This is a genomic window from Tardiphaga sp. 215_C5_N2_1 (assembly GCF_052076055.1).
In the GTDB taxonomy this organism is placed as follows: Bacteria; Pseudomonadota; Alphaproteobacteria; order Rhizobiales; family Xanthobacteraceae; genus Tardiphaga; species Tardiphaga robiniae.
On the sequence record NZ_CP197240.1, the window covers coordinates 5153421 to 5170305 of the forward strand.

The following is a 16885-nucleotide window of genomic DNA, read 5'->3' on the forward strand; positions in this document are numbered from 1 at the left end:
AAGATTGAGTGCGAAAGGGCGGCCGTAAGGCCGCCCTTTTTGTTTGATGGACAAAATTTAAGGCCATCCTCGGGCAAGGAGTGATGCAGTCCAGTGTTACAAGCGAAGATGGGATTGTCGCCGCGAGGGCCGCTTGCCATGACAGCTAAGAGTTTGAGGGCTGCTTCGATATGAAAAACGTCATGCTGTCCTGGCCGTTCTGGGCGCTGCTGTCCGCGGGCTTTGCGGCGCTCACGGCGATCTTCGCCAAGATCGGCATCGAGAACGTCAATTCCGATTTTGCCACTTTCATCCGCACCATCGTTATCCTGCTGGCCGCGGGCATGATGGTTTATGTCACGGGCAACTGGCAATCGCCGTCAGCTGTCTCACCGAAGACGTGGTTGTTCCTCGTGCTGTCGGGATTGGCGACCGGCGCGTCGTGGATCTGCTATTTCCGCGCGCTCAAGCTCGGCAATGCCGCACAGGTGGCGCCGATCGACAAGCTCAGTGTGGTGTTCGTGGCGGTGTTTGCCGTGTTGTTTCTCGGCGAGAAATTGTCGCTGCCGAACTGGCTCGGCGTCATCCTGATCGCCTGCGGCGCGGTGCTCGTCGCGTATCGCGCGTGAGCACCGTCGCGCTTACGTTGCCTTTCGTGCCTGCAGACTCGGTGTGCCCGGCAGATCGCCAGCAACCGGCACGCCCCAGATATCATCGGCATATTCGCGGATGGTGCGGTCTGACGAGAACCATCCCATCCGGGCGGTGTTGAGAATCGCAGCGCGGCTCCAGGCTGAGCCGGCCCTCCACCGCGTGTCGATGCCGCGCTGCGCTTCGTAATAGGAGTCGAAGTCGGCCGAGACCACATAGTGATCGAGGTGGCGCAACGCGTGGCCGACCGACGCGTAACGGCCGGGATCATCCGGCGAGAACGCGCCGGTCTCGATGGCCTGGATCGCGCGGCCGAGATTGGGCGATTTGTTGATGACGTCAGAAGCGTCGAGGCCCTTGGCGCGGCGCTCGACGACTTCGGCGGCGGTCATACCGAAGATTGCGATGTTCTCCGGGCCGACATTGTCGCGGATTTCGATATTGGCGCCGTCCAGCGTGCCGATGGTCAGCGCGCCGTTCAGCGAGAGCTTCATATTGCCGGTGCCGGAGGCTTCCATGCCGGCGGTGGAGATCTGTTCGGACAGATCGGCCGCGGGAATGATGACTTCCGCCAGGCTGACATTGTAGTCGGGCAGGAACGCGACCTTCAGCTTGCCGCCGATCGTGGTGTCGTTGTTCACGACCTCGGCGACGTCATTGATGAGGCGGATGATCAGCTTGGCGTAACGATAGCTCGCTGCCGCCTTGCCGGCGAAAATCTTGACGCGCGGCACCCAGTCCTTGCTGGGCTCGTCCTTGATCGCCTGATACAGCGCGACTGTTTCAATGAGGTTGAGCAATTGTCGCTTGTATTCGTGGATGCGCTTGATCTGCACGTCGAACAGCGCCGAGGGATCGGCCTGTACGCCGAGCTTCTCGCCAATCACGCGCGCGAGCGCGAGCTTGTTGTGATGTTTGACCTTGCGGAATTCTTGCTGGAACGCGGCATCGCCGGCAAAAGCCTCGAGCTTGATGAGCCGCGTGGGATCGTCGAGCACGGCTTCGCCGCAAGTGGCGCGCAACAGGTCGGTGAGCTTCGGATTGGCCAGCATCAGCCAGCGGCGGAAAGTAATGCCGTTGGTCTTGTTGGTGATGCGACCGGGATAGAGCTGGTTGAGATCGTGGAACACGGTCTCCTTCATCAGCTCCGAATGCATCGCCGAGACGCCGTTGATGCGGTGCGAGCCGATGAAAGCGAGATTGCCCATGCGCACGCGCCGACCTGACGTCTCGTCGATGATCGAGACCGAAGCGCGATAGGCGGTGTCGCCGGGGCGCGTCGCATCGGCGCGGTCGAGATGCGCTTCGTTGATGCGGTAGATGATTTCGAGATGCCGCGGCAGCAGACGCTGGAACAGTTCGACCGGCCAGGTCTCCAGCGCTTCGGGCAGCAGCGTGTGGTTGGTATAGGACAAGGTCGCGTTGGTGATCTGCCAGGCGGCATCCCAGCGCATATTGTGCTGATCGACCAGGATGCGCATCAGCTCGGCGATGGCCAGGCTCGGATGCGTGTCGTTCATCTGCACCGCCGCCTTGTTGGCGAGGCCACGCAGATTGCCGTCGGAATGGAGGTGACGCTTCACCAGATCCTGCAGCGAGGCGGAGACGAAGAAGTATTCCTGGCGCAGACGCAATTCGCGGCCGGCGGCGCTCTCGTCGTTCGGATAGAGGAATTTGCAGATCGCTTCGGCGCGCGCCTGCTCGGCGCTGGCGCTGACATAGTCGCCGGTGTTGAAGACGTCGAGCCGCAGCGGATCCGGCGCGCGCGCCGACCACAGCCGCAGCGCGTTCACATGTTGGCCGCGCCAGCCGACGATGGGCGTGTCATAGGCAACGGCCTCGACGGTCTCGCCGGGATGCCAGATGACCTGCTTGCGGCCCTTGCCGTCCTCGACGGTCTCGATGCTGCCACCGAAATAGACGTTATACGTGACTTCCCGCCGCGGTAGTTCCCACGGATTGCCAAAGCCGAGCCACTCGTCGGGATATTCCTGCTGCACGCCGTGCGAGATGACCTGACGGAACAGGCCGAAGTTGTAGCGGATGCCGTAGCCAAAAGCTGGAATGCCGAGCGTTGCCATGCTCTCCATGAAGCAAGCGGCGAGGCGGCCGAGGCCGCCATTGCCGAGCGCTGCATCGGGCTCGCATTTGCGGAGTTCGTCGAGGCCGACACCAAGATCGCCGAGCGCGGCTTCGAACAGCGGCAGCAGGCCCATATTGTTCAGCGCATCGGTGAACAGGCGGCCGATCAGGAATTCCAGCGAGAGGTAATAGACCCGCTTGCGGCCGGCGTCGTAGCTCTCTTTGTCCGAGCTCAGCCAGCGATGCACCATGCGGTCGCGCAGCGTCAGGGCGGCAGCCTTGTACCAGTCGTGCTTGGTGGCGAATGCGGCTTCCTTGCCGATTGCCAGCCTCAACTTGACGAGGATAGCGCTCTTGATGTCGGCAAGCGCCAGTTCATCGACAGCCGTATTCTCGGGTTGGAATTTTGCTGGGACTGATAGATCTGACAAACCGGCCATCCTGAGCTGTGTCACTGACCAAAATCATACGCGCATTTGGCTGCTCCCGGAACCCGTGGGGGTGGCGAGCTTTTGCCATGGAGCTGCCCGGGATTTGGGCAGGCACGCGAGAACCGGATTTATAAAAATTTGGAACAAATTAAGAACAAATTAGTAAGCTATTGATATTCCGAGGTGATTCGTTGCCTTCGCCTACAATATCTATGGTCTGTTCAAGCTCGCGAGGACTAGATGTCCACCATTGCCTTCGATCAGTTTGCTCTCACCCGCATAGCCGACTTTGCGCGGTCGCTGTCGCGGCTGCATTTGATGGCGCGCCGGCATCCGATCGATGACGATCAGATCGATCGCGAGTTCAACACCGTTTGCCTCTCGGTCTGGGGCTATACGACGGACGACATCAGCGATGACCTGTTCTCGCTGGAAGATCACGCCTGGCTCGATCAGCTCGACGAGGCACATGCGCGGATCTTTGCGGCCGAGCAGGGCTACGACCTCGTCGACGACCACGGCATGCTGACGGACTGGTGGGGCTATTGCTGGATGATCCTCGCCGAGAAGCGCGGATTGCTGACGCCGGAAAATCGCGCGGCGGCGCGTGCCGAGATCGAGGAGAAGTATCTCTCGGCGCCGAACGTGATCGGCGTCATCGTCGGGCGATGATCTATTGAAGCTCGGCGCGCTTGGCGCGGGCCGTTGGCGCGCTCTTCGGCACGACGGTCGTGGCAGCAGCCGGCGCTGCATCACGCGCGGCTTCCGACATCGGCGCTTCGTCGGTGATCATTTCTGCAGAGACCGGTGCCACCTTCATCTCGCCGAGCCGGGCACGGACATCCGAGGTCAGGCCGGGATAATTCGCCACCGGCGTGAATTCCGCAGTCTGGGTGTTGCCGGTGCGGACGCCCGAGAAAGCGACGAGGCCGTTGGTGGTGGCGATGACATCGCCGGGACGCAGCGACGTATCGAGCGTCAGATCGACCGGCGCGAGGCCGGAGGGATCGCGGCCGTTACAGGTGCAGTCGGCTTTCAGCGCCTTGCGATAGGCGAAGGCATTTTCGAGATCGTTGTAACGCTCACCGGTGCTCGATGATGCGTTCTCGATGCTGCTGCCGAACAGGACCTTGGTGGTCGCTGCGGGGCAGAATGCCTGACACATCTGTGCCGGGCTCATGCCGCGACCGAGCGGAAAATACTTGCCGTCGCAGGTGCGCACGCAGAAGGCGGGACCGGAGCCCCCGATAGATGCGTTGCGCTGTGGTGGCGGCGCTTCGGCCGGCGTGTTGAGGCCGAACGGATCGGAGAAGAAATTGCTCTCCGGCGCGGGCGCGCCGCGGCGCTGCTGCTGTTTCTGCGGCTGGCCGCCGCCGAACAGGAAATCGAAGAAATTCTGCGCAGATGCCGTCTGCGGGGTCAGTGCGACGAGGCTCATGGCCGTCAGCAACACCAGGGGACGCACGACACGCGAGGATGTTCGATTGTGACGCAACGCCAGCTCCGCGACCGCATGTCAGTGCCCGAGCGAAAACGCTCCGGTGCGGTGTCATGTTAGGGCGTCATGGTAAATGAATGGTAACCAGCGCAGCGGGCTAGATGAAAAACACCCATGTCATCACCAGGAAGACCGGGATCAGCACCGCACCCGACCACAGGATGTAACCGAAGAAGCTTGGCATTTTTATGCCCGCGTCGCGGGCGATGGCATAGACCATGAAATTCGGGGCGTTGCCGATATAGGTGTTGGCGCCCATGAACACTGCGCCTGCTGAAATCGCCGCCAGCGTCGCCGCGCCCGATGCCATCAATGTCTTGGCGTCACCGCCGGTGAGTTCGAAGAACACCAGATAGGTTGGCGCATTGTCGAGGAACGACGACAGGATGCCGGTGAGCCAGAAATAGGCGGCATTGTTCGGCGTACCGTCGGCATGGCTGACGAGCGCCACCAGCGACGCAAACGGGCCATTGGCGCCAGCCTGCAGCATGGCCATGACCGGCACGATGCAAATGAAAATGCCGGCGAACAGCAGTGCGACTTCCTCGATCGGCCCCCATTTGAAATCGTTCGCCTTGCGGTACTCGGTCTTTGTCAGCCACAGCGACGCAAATGTCACCAGCACGAAGATCACGTCGCGCAGCAAATCCTGCAATGCGAGTGGCGTGCCGAGCAGGGTGAAAGTGATGCCGGGCTTCCAACTGGCACTCATCAGGATCGCGCCGATGATCACGACCAGCAGCAGCAGGTTGATCTTGCCGTGCAAATGCAACGGCGAATCCGGCGTCGGGTCTTTCTTCCTGGGAAAGTTGCCTTCGCGATGATGCAAATAGACATCGAGCACCATGAAGATCGCCAGCACGATGCCGGCCGCGAACAGCGTTTCCGGAAAAATGTGCACCGTGGTCCAGAAGAAATCGACGCCGCGGAGGAAGCCGAGAAACAGCGGTGGGTCGCCTAGTGGTGAGAGCGAGCCGCCGATATTCGAGACGAGGAAGATGAAGAACACCACCACGTGTACGTTAGTGCGACGATCGTCATTGGCGCGGATCAGCGGCCGGATCAGGATCATCGACGCGCCGGTGGTGCCGACGACGCTGGCGATCAGCGTGCCGAAGCCCAGCAGCGCCGTATTGGTGAACACGCTGTCATGCAGGTTGCCCTCGACATAGATTCCGCCGGCCACGGTGAACAGCGCCAGCAGTAGCAGAATGAACGGTAGATATTCGAGCAGCACGGTGTGGGAGAGCGTGTGCACCACGGTCGTTGCATCAGTCACGAAGAACAGCGGCAAGATCACCAACGTGGCCCAGAACGCGGCGAACTTGCCGTAATGGTGCTCCCACAGGTGATGATAGAGCACCGGCCCCGTGGCGATGCACAACAGGATGCCGGCAAACGGTAATGCCCACAGCAGCGACAGCCTGGTGCCATCGAGGCCGCCCTCGGCTGCGTGCGCCATATCGGGCGCAAGCGTGACAATGAGGAGCAAAGCAGCGAGGGCGATGAAGCGAAGCAAAAGGTGACCTTTCACTGCGTCCTTGCGCGCATTGTGCGCGAACGGAGCCGATGAAGGATCAACCCTTCAGAAATTCGCCGGCCTTGTAAAGCGAGCGAAACGCCACGCCGGCCTTGGCAAAGGTCTCGGCTGCGCCTTCGTCGCGGTCCACCATGGTGAACACCAGCACGACTTCGCCGCCGGCCTCGCGCACGGCTTCGAGCGCCTTCACGGCAGAGCCACCAGTGGTGGTGACGTCCTCGACAATGACGATGCGCTTACCCTCCAGCGTCTCGCCCTTGGCGAGGCCTTCGACGGCGAGGCGCGCGCCATGTTCCTTCGGCTTCTTGCGGACGAAGAAGGCCGCGATCGGATGGTTCTTCAGCCAGGAGAGCTGCGCCAGCGCGCCGGCCAGCGGCACGGCGCCCATCTCAAGCCCGCCAACATAATCGAGATTGTCGTCGCGCAGCGCGTCGTAGGTCAGCTCGGCCAGCAGCGCCGCGCCTTCCGGGTGGCACATCGTGGGTTTCAGGTTGAAATAGAAATTGCTCTTGCGGCCCGAAGCCAGCGTGATCTCGCCATAACCGAACGAACGGTCGCGGATGATCTCGAACAGGCGGGCGCGGGCGGCTGATTTGGTCAATGGCATGTCTCTGTTGAAACGGTCTCTGTGCTGAACCGGGCGCAATCTATCGGCGCTTTCCGGCACATTCCAGACTGGCGCAGGTGTCGTCAACACTCTCGGGCCGTTTTACCGCTCATCGGGACGATGCTACAGACCCGGCAACAAGATCGGGCAAGACCGGAAGAGGAATCGCATGACTATCGAGCTGCACACCTGGAATACGCCGAACGGGCGCAAGATCTCCGTCGCACTGGAGGAAATGGGCCTGCCTTACAAGGTCTTCCCGGTGCATATCGGCAAGGGCGAGCAGATGAAGCCCGAATTCCTGAAAATCAGCCCGAACAACAAGATTCCCGCCATCGTCGATCCCGAAGGGCCGGATGGCAAGCCGGTCAGCGTGTTCGAATCCGGCGCCATCCTGCTCTATCTAGGCGAAAAGACCGGCAAATTCCTGCCGAAATCTCTCGGCGAGCGGATTCCGGTGCTGGAATGGCTGATGTGGCAGATGGGGGGCTTCGGTCCGATGCCCGGCCAGGTGCATCATTTCATCGCGCTGGAAGATGAGACCCAGCGGGCCTACGGGTTGAAGCGCTATTCCGATGAGACGCGCCGGCTCTATGGCGTGCTGGATCGTCGCCTGGCCGACCACGAATTCGTCGCCGGCGCGCTGTCGGTGGCCGATTTCGCCGTCCTCGGCTGGGCTTGGCGGCATGAGCGCCACAAGGTGTCGTTCGCCGATTTCCCGAATGTCGGCCGCTGGTACGACACGCTGATGGCGCGTCCGGGTGTGAAGCGCGGCATGGACGCGAAGCTGGATTGAGGTCGGCTCCCTCTCTCCGCCCTTTGCGGGGAGAGGGCTGGGGTGAGGGGCATGGCGCTGACGTCACAACGTCCCTGCTACTCGCGTATTACTCAACGCGTGGTTCGACTTTCCGATCCGACAGACTGTTAGTGAGGCAGGCCCGGTGTCCTGCCCCTCACCCGCGCGCAAAGGTGCGCGCGACCTCTCCCCGCAAAGAGCGGGGCGAGGTTAGGAAGATCACGCCTTCCGCGTTTCCAGCGCCATCCGCACGGCGAGGCCGGCGAGCACCGTGCCCATCAGCCAGCGCTGCAGTTTGAGCCAGGTCGGTCGTTCGCCGAGAAACAGCGCGATCGACCCGGCGCCGAGCGCGATCAGTCCGTTGACGCCGACGCTGATGATGGTCTGCGTCGATCCCAGCACCAGCGACTGCGTCAGCACGCTGCCCGCCGTGGGATCGATGAATTGCGGCAGCAGCGCCAGGTACAGCATCGCGATCTTCGGATTGAGCAGATTGGTGATGAAGCCCATGGCGAACAGCTTGCGCGGGCTGTCGATCGCCAGCTTCTTGACCTGAAACGGTGAGCGGCCGTTTGGCTTCAGTGCCTGCCAGGCCAGCCACAGCAGATAGGCTGCGCCTGCAAGACGCAGCGCGTCATAGGCATAGGGTACGGCGAACAGCAGCGCGGTGATGCCGAAGGCCGCGCAGAGCATGTAAAAGATGAAGCCAAGCGCCACGCCGCCGAGCGACACCATGCCGGCCGCAGGCCCCTGCGTGATCGAGCGCGAGATCAGGTAGATCATGTTCGGCCCCGGCGTCAGCACCATGCCGAGCGAGACGAGGGCAAAACCGAGCAGGGATGTGAGATGGGGCATTCTGACGTTCCGGTGGGTCGCGGACATATTATCGGGCAACGCAATCTGGCGCCATTGCGTAAAACACGCCCGCGGCGGTCAAATATTTCAGCCGGGAGACGCCAGCTCGTCGATCAATGTGCGCGGCCGCTGGTGAAGGCGAACCAGACAGCGATGCCGAGCAGAACCACGGCCAGGCAGCGGCGTATCTTGTGGCGACGATCGGGTGTCGCAATGGTTTTCTGCAGGCTTCCGGCGAGCATGACGATGGCCATATGGATCGCCGTGGCGATGCTGACATAAATAACGCTCAGCATCAGCGTCTGCGCCATAACCGGGCCGCCGTCGATCCGCACGAATTCCGGCAGCACTGCGACGTAGAAGACCGCAGCCTTGGGATTGAGCAGATTGGTTACCAGTCCGCGCCGGAATGCGCGCCCTGGCTGGCTATCCTCGCCTTCGACCGCTTCAGCAGTTTCGCGTTCGCTCGCCCATGCGTCCCAGGCGAGCCACACCAGATAGGCCACGCCGGCCCATCGCAGTATCTCATAGAGCCAGCGCGAATTGTCGATCACTGTGGCAAGTCCGAGCGTCGCGGCAATACCATAGGTCATCAGGCCCAAGGCGATACCGGCAACCGCTGCGAAGCCGACCCGCAGCCCGTGCGATAGCGACAGGGACGCGAGATAGGCCATGTTGGGCCCAGGCGTGATCTCGATAATCGTTGCGGTCAGCGCGAAGGCCAGCAGTGGATTGATGCCGGTGAAACTCATGTGGGCCCTCGCGACGTTTCAATCGGGCGCGGGGAAAGGCTGCTGCTTAATGTGCCTCTTCCCAGTTATCCGCCGCGCGCGCATCGACCTGCAGTGGCACCGACAGCAGCACCGCCGGGAACGGCGCGTCCTGCATCGTGTGCTGCACGACCGGCAGCGTCGCCGCGACTTCGTCGTCGGGGACCTCGAAGATCAGTTCGTCATGCACCTGCAGCAGCATCTTGGCTGAGAGTTTCTTCTCCGCCAGCGCGTCTTCCATCCGCGTCATGGCGCGGCGGATGATGTCGGCGGCGGTGCCCTGCAGGCGGGCATTGATCGCGGCGCGTTCGTTGAAGGCGCGGATCGAGGCGTTCGAGGCCTTGATGTCCGGGTAATGACATTTACGCCCGAACAGGGTCTGCACATAGCCGTGCTCCCGGCAGAAATCGCGCGTCTGGTCCATATAGGCGCGGATGCCCGGGAAGCGCTCGAAGTATTTCTTGATATAGGCTCCGGCTTCCTCGCGGGGGATGCTGAGCTGGTTGGCGAGGCCGAACGCCGAAATGCCGTAGATAATGCCGAAATTGATCGCCTTGGCGCGGCGGCGGATTTCCGCCGGCATGTCCTTGACCGGCACGCCGAACATTTCCGAAGCCGTCATGGCGTGAATGTCGAGGCCGTCCTGGAAGGCCTGTTTCAGCACAGGGATATCGGCGATCTCTGCCAGCAGTCGCAATTCGATCTGCGAGTAGTCGGCCGACACCAGCTTGTGTCCATCAGCGGCGATGAAGGCACGGCGAATCTTGCGGCCATCCTCGGTACGAACAGGGATGTTCTGCAGGTTCGGTTCGTTGGACGATAGGCGGCCCGTGGTGGTCGCCGCCAGTGCGTAGGTGGTGTGAACGCGATGGGTCTGCGGATGCACGTAATTCGGCAGCGCGTCGGTATAGGTCGAACGTAGTTTCGATACCTGACGCCAGTCGAGTATCTTGCGCGGGAATTCGTGGCCTTGTTCGGCGAGGTCATCGAGCACCTGCGCCGAGGTCGACCACGCGCCGGTCTTGGTTTTGCTGCCGCCCGGCAGACCCATCTTGCCGAACAGGATATCGCCCAATTGCTTGGGACTGCCGATATTGACCTCCTCGCCGGCGATCTCCCGGATTTCGGCTTCGATGCGCGCAGCGGTCTGCGCGAAGTCGGCCGAGAGTTTTGACAGCACCTGACGGTCGATGGAGATGCCGCGGCGCTCCATGCGGGCGAGCACGGAGATCAGCGGCCGCTCCAGCGTCTCATAGACGGTGGTCATGCGCTCGGCCGCAAGCCGCGGCTTCAGCACATTCCACAGCCGCAGCAACACGTCGGCGTCTTCGGCGGCATAGGCCGTGGCGCGGTCGATCTTGACCTGCTCGAACGTCAGCTTGCCCTTACCGGAGCCGATCAGTTCGCCAAAGGTCAGCATGGCATGGCCGAGCCAGATCTCGGCGAGCGCATCGAGGCCATGGGCGTTGCGCCCGGCGTCGAGCGCATAGGACATCAGTTGCACGTCGTCATGGTTGCGCAGCGTGATGCCGTGCTGTGCGAGCAGTACCGCGGTGAACTTGATGTTGAAGCCGATCTTCAGCAGGCCTGCGGATTCCAGCACCGGTTTCAGCGCAGCAAGCGCATCGGCAGCTTTGATCTGGTCGGGCTCGAGATCGGCGGCGAACAGGCCTGCGCCGTCGCCGGACTGGCGATGGGCCAGCGGCACATAGAAGGCATCATTCGGACCGAGCGACAGCGCGATGCCGACCATGTCGGCCTGCATCGGATCGATCGACGACGCCTTGCATTCGAACGCGACGTGACCGGTATCGAGGATGCGGGAGATCCATAGCTCGAGCTCTTTCAGGGAGCGTACAGGCTGATAGGCCTCGCGCTTCACCGGCATCTTGCGCGCGGCTTCGGCGCGGGCCTTGGCCAGCGAGATCGGGGTGAGCACGTCCTTGCTGCCTGGACCGGTCGCATGAGCACTACCGCTCACGGGGCTGGTTGCGCCTGTTTTGCCTTTCACTGTGGGTGTAGATTCGGTGTTCCCGAACAGATCGCCGCCTGCTCTATGAGCGGAGGGCGCGGAGCTGCTCTTCGTTGCGCTGTCGGCATCCACATCTGCCGGATCGATCTCGGCATATTCAGCGACACGGCGCGTCAGTGTCGAGAATTCCATCGCCTTCAGGAACGCGATAAGCTTGCGCGCGTCGGGCTCGTGCACTGCGAGGTCATCGAGCGGCACGTCGAGGGCGACCTTGTCGTCGAGCAGGACGAGCTGCCGCGAAATGCGTGCCTTTTCGGCGTGCTCGATCAGCGATTCCCGCCGCTTCGGCTGCTTGATCTCGCCAGCGCGGTTCAGCAGCGTTTCGAGGTCGCCATATTCGATGATGAGTTGCGCAGCGGTCTTGATGCCGATGCCGGGGACGCCGGGCACGTTGTCGACGCTGTCGCCGGCCAGCGCTTGTACTTCGACGACCTTGTTCGGCGGCACGCCGAATTTCTCGATCACCTCGGCAATGCCGAGGCGACGATCCTTCATGGTGTCGTACATGGTGACCTGTTCGGTCACGAGCTGCATCAGATCCTTGTCCGACGACACGATGGTGGCGGTCGCGCCGCGCTCACCGGCTTCGCGGACATAGGTCGCAATCAGATCGTCGGCCTCGAAGCCTGATTGTTCGATGCTCGGCAGGTCGAAGGCGCGGACGGCGTCGCGGATCAGCGCGAATTGCGGGATCAGGTCGTCCGGCGCCGGCGGCCGGTGCGCCTTGTATTCGGGATACAACTTGTTGCGGAAGGTCACTTCCGACTTGTCGAAGATGATCGCCAGATGCGTCGGCCGGTTGTCCGGCGGCATGTCGCGGATCAGCTTCCACAGCATGTTGCAGAAGCCCAGCACCGCATTGACCTGCAGCCCGTCGGATTTGCGGTTCAGCGGCGGCAGTGCGTGATAGGCGCGAAAAATATAGGACGAGCCGTCGACCAGAAAGACATGGTCACCCTTCGCGAGGGCCTTGACGGTGGCGGGCTTGGCGGCGGCTGTTTCTGAGGTTTTCGGCATGGCCGCAACTTAAGGATTTTCGCCGGAAATGACAGTCTGTCAGCCAGTCATCCCGCCGGTTTTTGTGATGCCGCCCGGCTTGCGCCGCGCCCTGTTCCATGTGCCCTTGCGCCGGTCATTGCCAATCGAAGGACCAGTCATGCCCGAGCTCGCCGAACTGATGGACAAGTTGAAGGGCGTGGAGGCCGAGATCGAGGCCGAGCTGACCCGCCGGCGGGAAGAGCTGCGCTTCCGTTTCGAGCGGCGCAAGATTGTCTTCGAGCAGGATATCGAGAAGCTGCAGCGCGCCATCAAGGTGGGCGCGTCGAAATACCTCTTCAGCGCTAATCCGCTGATCGTGTTGTCCGCCCCGGTGATCTATTCACTGATCATCCCCTTCGTACTGATCGATCTCTGGGTGATGGCCTATCAGGCGGTCTGCTTTCCGATTTATGGCATCCCCAAGGTGCGGCGGCGCGACTATCTGGTGTTCGACCGGCATCATCTCGCTTATCTCAACATCATCGAGAAGGTGAACTGCGCCTATTGCTCATACTGTAACGGCGTGGCCGCCTTCGTGCGCGAGGTTGCCGCGCGCACCGAGGTCTATTGGTGTCCGATCAAGCATGCGCGCCGTGTGCTCGGCCCGCATCCGCATTATGTCGGATTTGCAGATTTCGGCGATGCGGAAGGTTTCCGCGCCAAAATTGATGGCATGAAGGACGGCGTGAAGCTCGATGACGGAAGGTCGCCGACGGCGGTGTAAGTTCTACTCCGCCGCCTGCAGCGTCGCGCTTTTCTTCTTCGGCGCAATCCAGAACGCTGCTGGGCGCTCGAACAGGAAGTTCGCACGGACCATCAGCGCGAGCCTCCAGATCACCAGCGCGCCGATGACGCCGCAGAGTGTCACCAGCAGCGAGATCGTGCCGATGTCGAACGGGCTGAATTTCAGCAATAGCGCGCGGGATGTCGCCATCGGCAGGAAGAAGGCGAGATAGATCACGATGGAATGCTCGCCGAAGAAGCGGATGAAGCCGAGCCACTGCATCTTCGCCAGCAGCGTGCCCATCACGATGATCGCGACCGCACCGGCGAAGCCGAGCATCAGCGAGATCACTGGCCATTCGCTGCAGCCGTCATAGACGAGAGCGGCATTGACCAGTGCCCAGGCCGCAAGGCCGACCAGCGCCATCACTGGTTTGGCCCGTGCGCGATCGGACAGCGCGAAGACCTGCGTCGCGAACAGGTAGCCCGAATAGAAATAGACGAAGCGCGAGCAGAACTCGTCGATCATCGTCCAGCCGGTGCTGATATGCGCCATCTCCAGCGCGGCGGCGATGCCCCAGATCAGCAGCGGCGGCACGCGCCGCGCCAGCTTGGTGACGATGAAGAACACCGGCAGCATATAGATGAACCACAGCGTGCCGAACGGCTCGATATAGGAGATCAGATAGAGATTGGCGACATAGGCCCAGCCGTGTTCGGCAGCAAAGCCGGGCGCCTTGAAGCCGAACTGGATGGTCACCCAGAGTACGTAGAAATACAGGAAGTGGACGACCTTGCGGTCGAGATAGGTCCGCCAGTCGCGGTCGATGACACGGGCCAGAAAGAGCCCGGAGATCAGGAAGAAGTCCGGCATCCGGAACGGCTTGGCGAAGGCCACCAGCAGGTGCATATAGCCGGTCTGGCCGGCGGCCAGTTCGACGCCCAGCACCGAGTGCATCATCACCACCATGATGATGCAGATGCCCTTGGCGTAATCGACCCAGTCGATTCGCTCTGTCCCTGACAGCGCCGCGCGATCGGCGACGGCGAAGGTGCCACTGGTGGTCATCGGTATCCCCTGTTCGGCGCTTCTTTTGGCGGGATCATGAGACGAGATCGGTTTCAATTGCCTTTCCCTGAACCCCAAATATGCCCCGCAAATGGTCGCGGCAGGGCGAGTTTGGCGGGGTGGTTAACGGGCGTTAAGGAGTGGGGGAATGGGGCGCAACGTCCGCTCCACCGTTATCGCCGGGCCTGACCCGGCGATCCATCTTCTCGCGAAGCAAGATGGATACGCGGGTCAAGCCCGCGTATGACACCTGAGATTGGTATGCCCCCCGAGAACATCGCGAAGATGACGACTTGACCCGAACCTTCGATACATCCCTGCCCATCGATGCTGTGCTTGACGACCTGTCGGGCGCGCTGGAAGCCGGCAACGCCGCGGTGCTGGTGGCGCCGCCGGGCGCCGGCAAGACCACGCGTGTGCCGCTGGCTTTGCTCGATGCGCCGTGGCTGAAGGGCAAAAAGATCATCATGCTGGAACCGCGGCGCATCGCGGCCCGCGCCAGCGCCGAGCGGATGGCGAAAACGCTGGGCGAGCGCGTCGGCGAAACCGTCGGCTATCGCGTCCGCTTTGGCTCGAAGATCTCGCGCAACACCCGGATCGAAGTAGTCACCGAAGGTATCTTCTCGCGGCAGATTCTTGATGACCCCGAGTTGAAGAACATCGGCGCGGTGTTGTTCGACGAATTCCATGAGCGCTCGCTCGATGCCGATATGGGCTTGGCTCTGGCGCGCGATGCGCAGACCGGATTGCGTGAGGACCTACGCATCCTGGTGATGTCGGCGACCATCGACGGTGCGCGCATCGCGAAACTGCTTGGCGATGCACCGGTCATCGCTAGCGAGGGTCGCGCTTATCCCGTGGAGACGCGCTATCTCGGCCGCAAGCCCGATATCCAGCTCGAGCGGCAGATGGCCGACGCCATCGCGACCGCCTTGCGTGCCGATCCCGGCTCGGTGTTGGCGTTCCTGCCGGGCGCTGCAGAAATTCGTCGCACGCAGAATTTTCTCGCCGAGCGCGTACAGGATGCATCCATCGAGATCGTCCCTTTATTCGGTGCACTCGATGCCGGCGTCCAGGACCGTGCCATCCAGCCTGCGCCCAAGGGACAGCGCAAGGTAGTGCTCGCGACGTCGATTGCCGAGACCTCGCTGACCATCGAAGGCGTGCGGATCGTGGTGGATTCCGGCGTCGCGCGCGTGCCGCGCTATGAGCCGGACATCGGACTGACGCGGCTGGAGACCGTGCGGGCCTCGCGCGCCGCCGTCGATCAGCGCCGCGGCCGCGCCGGCCGGACCGAGCCCGGCATCTGCTACCGGCTATGGGATGAGCCGCAGACCGCCTCATTGCCGGCCTACACACAGCCCGAAATTCTCAGCGCGGATCTGTCCACGCTGGTGCTCGATCTCGCGCAATGGGGCGTCAGCGATCCCGCACAACTGACCTTTCTGGATCCGCCGCCCGCGCCGGCGCTGAAGGAAGCACGCGGCCTGCTCGGCGAACTCGGCGCGCTCGATGGCGATGGCCGCATCACCGAGGAAGGCCATGCGCTGCGCGCGCTGGCGCTGCCGCCGCGGCTGGCGCGCATGATCGTGGATTCGGCGCGGTTTGGTTATGGCGAGGAGGCGGCCGAGATCGCCGCCATTCTCACTGAACGCGGGCTTGGTGGCGATAGCGTCGATCTCGATGTCAGACTCGATCTGTTCCGCCGCGACCGCTCGCAGCGCGCCGGCAGCGCCCGGCAGCTCGCGGAGCGCTGGGCGTCGCAGGTTGAAAAATCCTCTTCAGCCGAAGAGAACGAGGAGCTTTCCACCGGCACCATGCTTGCTTTCGCTTTCCCGGACCGTGTCGCCAAGAACCGCGGCAATGGCAGTTTCGTGCTCGCCAATGGCCGGGGCGCGTCGATCGAACAAAGTGCCGCCCTGGCGCGCGCGCCATATGTCGCCGTGGCGGAGCTCACCGGCACGGCGGCCAATGGCCGTATCCTGCTGGCGGCACCGATCACGCAGGCTGATATTGAGGCGCGTTTCGCCGATCAGATCGAGAATACCGACGACGTGACCTTCGATCGGGCATCGATGTCGCTGCGCGGGCGTCGCAAGCGTGTGCTGCATGCGATTACGTTGTCGGAAGCGCCGTTCACGCTGAAACCCTCTGAAGACACCGCGCGTGTCTTCGCCGATGGTCTTGTGGCCACGGGCATCGATCGCCTGCCATGGTCGAAGGCGCTGCAGCAGTGGCGGGGGCGCGTGATGTTCTTGCGCGCGTCGGAAGGCGACGCCTGGCCCGATCTGTCCGACACTGCGCTCGCCGCGGCGCGCGAGAGCTGGCTGATGCCGGCGCTGTTCGACAAGACCTCGCTGAAGGATTTTTCGGCCGGCGATCTGTCAGATGCCGTGATGGGCCTGCTGCCCTGGGATCTGCGCGCGCGGCTCGACAAGGAAGCGCCGACGCATTTCGAGGCGCCGACGGGGACCGTGCTGGCGATCGACTATGAAGCGGAACAGGGGCCGACCATTGCCGTCCGTTTGCAGGAATTGTTCGGGCTGAACACCCATCCGTCGGTCGCCAAGGGCAAGGTGCCGCTGGTGCTGGAATTGCTGTCGCCGGCGCAGCGGCCGGTGCAGGTGACGCGCGATCTGCCGGGCTTCTGGCGCGGCAGCTACCTCGATGTGCGCTCCGACCTGCGCGGCCGCTATCCGCGCCATCCCTGGCCGGAAGATCCCGCCAATGCGCTGCCCACGCGCCGCGTGAAGCCGCGCGGGACGTGATCATCAGGCAAAGTGCCGCTCATTAACGCTTCGCTCATCCTTTTCG

General features: G+C 62.5%; 13 protein-coding genes. 5 read left to right on the plus strand and 8 right to left on the minus strand.

Annotated features, from left to right (window positions below; all coding sequences use genetic code 11):
• The first annotated feature begins 170 nt into the window (after positions 1-170).
• Entirely contained in the window at positions 171-608 is a 438-nt protein-coding gene (locus AB7828_RS24430; protein ID WP_441231406.1) for an EamA family transporter, read from the plus strand.
• A 12-nt stretch (positions 609-620) separates the two neighbouring features.
• Here the strand turns inward: AB7828_RS24430 and AB7828_RS24435 are convergent, their stop codons facing one another.
• Positions 621-3152, minus strand: a complete 2532-nt coding sequence (locus AB7828_RS24435; RefSeq protein ID WP_439060420.1) for a glycogen/starch/alpha-glucan phosphorylase — start codon at positions 3150-3152, stop codon at positions 621-623.
• 231 nt (positions 3153-3383) lie between these two features.
• Here AB7828_RS24435 and AB7828_RS24440 point away from each other — a divergent pair, with 231 nt between their 5' ends.
• On the plus strand, positions 3384-3815 hold the full coding sequence (locus AB7828_RS24440) for a hypothetical protein (protein WP_089262853.1): 432 nt from the start codon (positions 3384-3386) through the stop codon (positions 3813-3815).
• A gap of 1 nt (position 3816) precedes the next feature.
• Here AB7828_RS24440 and AB7828_RS24445 read toward each other — a convergent pair whose 3' ends face one another.
• The 3 genes from AB7828_RS24445 to pyrE all read right to left on the minus strand — a co-directional run bounded on the left by AB7828_RS24445 (position 3817) and on the right by pyrE (position 6782).
• A complete protein-coding gene (locus tag AB7828_RS24445) occupies positions 3817-4638 on the minus strand; it encodes a DUF2865 domain-containing protein (RefSeq protein WP_374725701.1) in 822 nt (273 codons plus the stop codon).
• Positions 4639-4738: 100 nt separating this feature from the next.
• Complete coding sequence (locus AB7828_RS24450; protein ID WP_441232310.1) at positions 4739-6103, minus strand: sodium:proton antiporter; 1365 nt, start codon at positions 6101-6103, stop codon at positions 4739-4741.
• A 115-nt stretch (positions 6104-6218) separates the two neighbouring features.
• On the minus strand, positions 6219-6782 hold the full coding sequence (pyrE, locus tag AB7828_RS24455; RefSeq protein WP_231078288.1) for an orotate phosphoribosyltransferase: 564 nt from the start codon (positions 6780-6782) through the stop codon (positions 6219-6221).
• Between the two features lie 175 nt (positions 6783-6957).
• On the opposite strand from pyrE, the gene AB7828_RS24460 reads away from it, so the two are divergent.
• Positions 6958-7584: a glutathione S-transferase family protein gene (locus AB7828_RS24460; protein ID WP_309947935.1), complete on the plus strand. Its 627-nt coding sequence runs from the start codon at positions 6958-6960 to the stop codon at positions 7582-7584.
• A 219-nt stretch (positions 7585-7803) separates the two neighbouring features.
• On the opposite strand, the gene AB7828_RS24465 is transcribed toward AB7828_RS24460, so the two are convergent.
• The 3 genes from AB7828_RS24465 to polA form a co-directional block, all read right to left on the minus strand.
• On the minus strand, positions 7804-8439 hold the full coding sequence (locus AB7828_RS24465) for a LysE family translocator (RefSeq protein ID WP_439079181.1): 636 nt from the start codon (positions 8437-8439) through the stop codon (positions 7804-7806).
• Positions 8440-8552: 113 nt separating this feature from the next.
• Entirely contained in the window at positions 8553-9191 is a 639-nt protein-coding gene (locus AB7828_RS24470) for a LysE family translocator (protein WP_441231407.1), read from the minus strand.
• 46 nt (positions 9192-9237) lie between these two features.
• Positions 9238-12258: a DNA polymerase I gene (gene polA / locus AB7828_RS24475; RefSeq protein WP_441231408.1), complete on the minus strand. Its 3021-nt coding sequence runs from the start codon at positions 12256-12258 to the stop codon at positions 9238-9240.
• Positions 12259-12397: 139 nt separating this feature from the next.
• Here polA and AB7828_RS24480 point away from each other — a divergent pair, with 139 nt between their 5' ends.
• A complete protein-coding gene (locus AB7828_RS24480) occupies positions 12398-13003 on the plus strand; it encodes a hypothetical protein (protein WP_320446496.1) in 606 nt (201 codons plus the stop codon).
• A 3-nt stretch (positions 13004-13006) separates the two neighbouring features.
• On the opposite strand, the gene AB7828_RS24485 is transcribed toward AB7828_RS24480, so the two are convergent.
• Positions 13007-14071: an acyltransferase family protein gene (locus tag AB7828_RS24485; protein ID WP_231078283.1), complete on the minus strand. Its 1065-nt coding sequence runs from the start codon at positions 14069-14071 to the stop codon at positions 13007-13009.
• A gap of 293 nt (positions 14072-14364) precedes the next feature.
• Here AB7828_RS24485 and hrpB point away from each other — a divergent pair, with 293 nt between their 5' ends.
• On the plus strand, positions 14365-16839 hold the full coding sequence (gene hrpB, locus AB7828_RS24490) for an ATP-dependent helicase HrpB (RefSeq protein ID WP_441231409.1): 2475 nt from the start codon (positions 14365-14367) through the stop codon (positions 16837-16839).
• Positions 16840-16885: the final 46 nt, after the last annotated feature.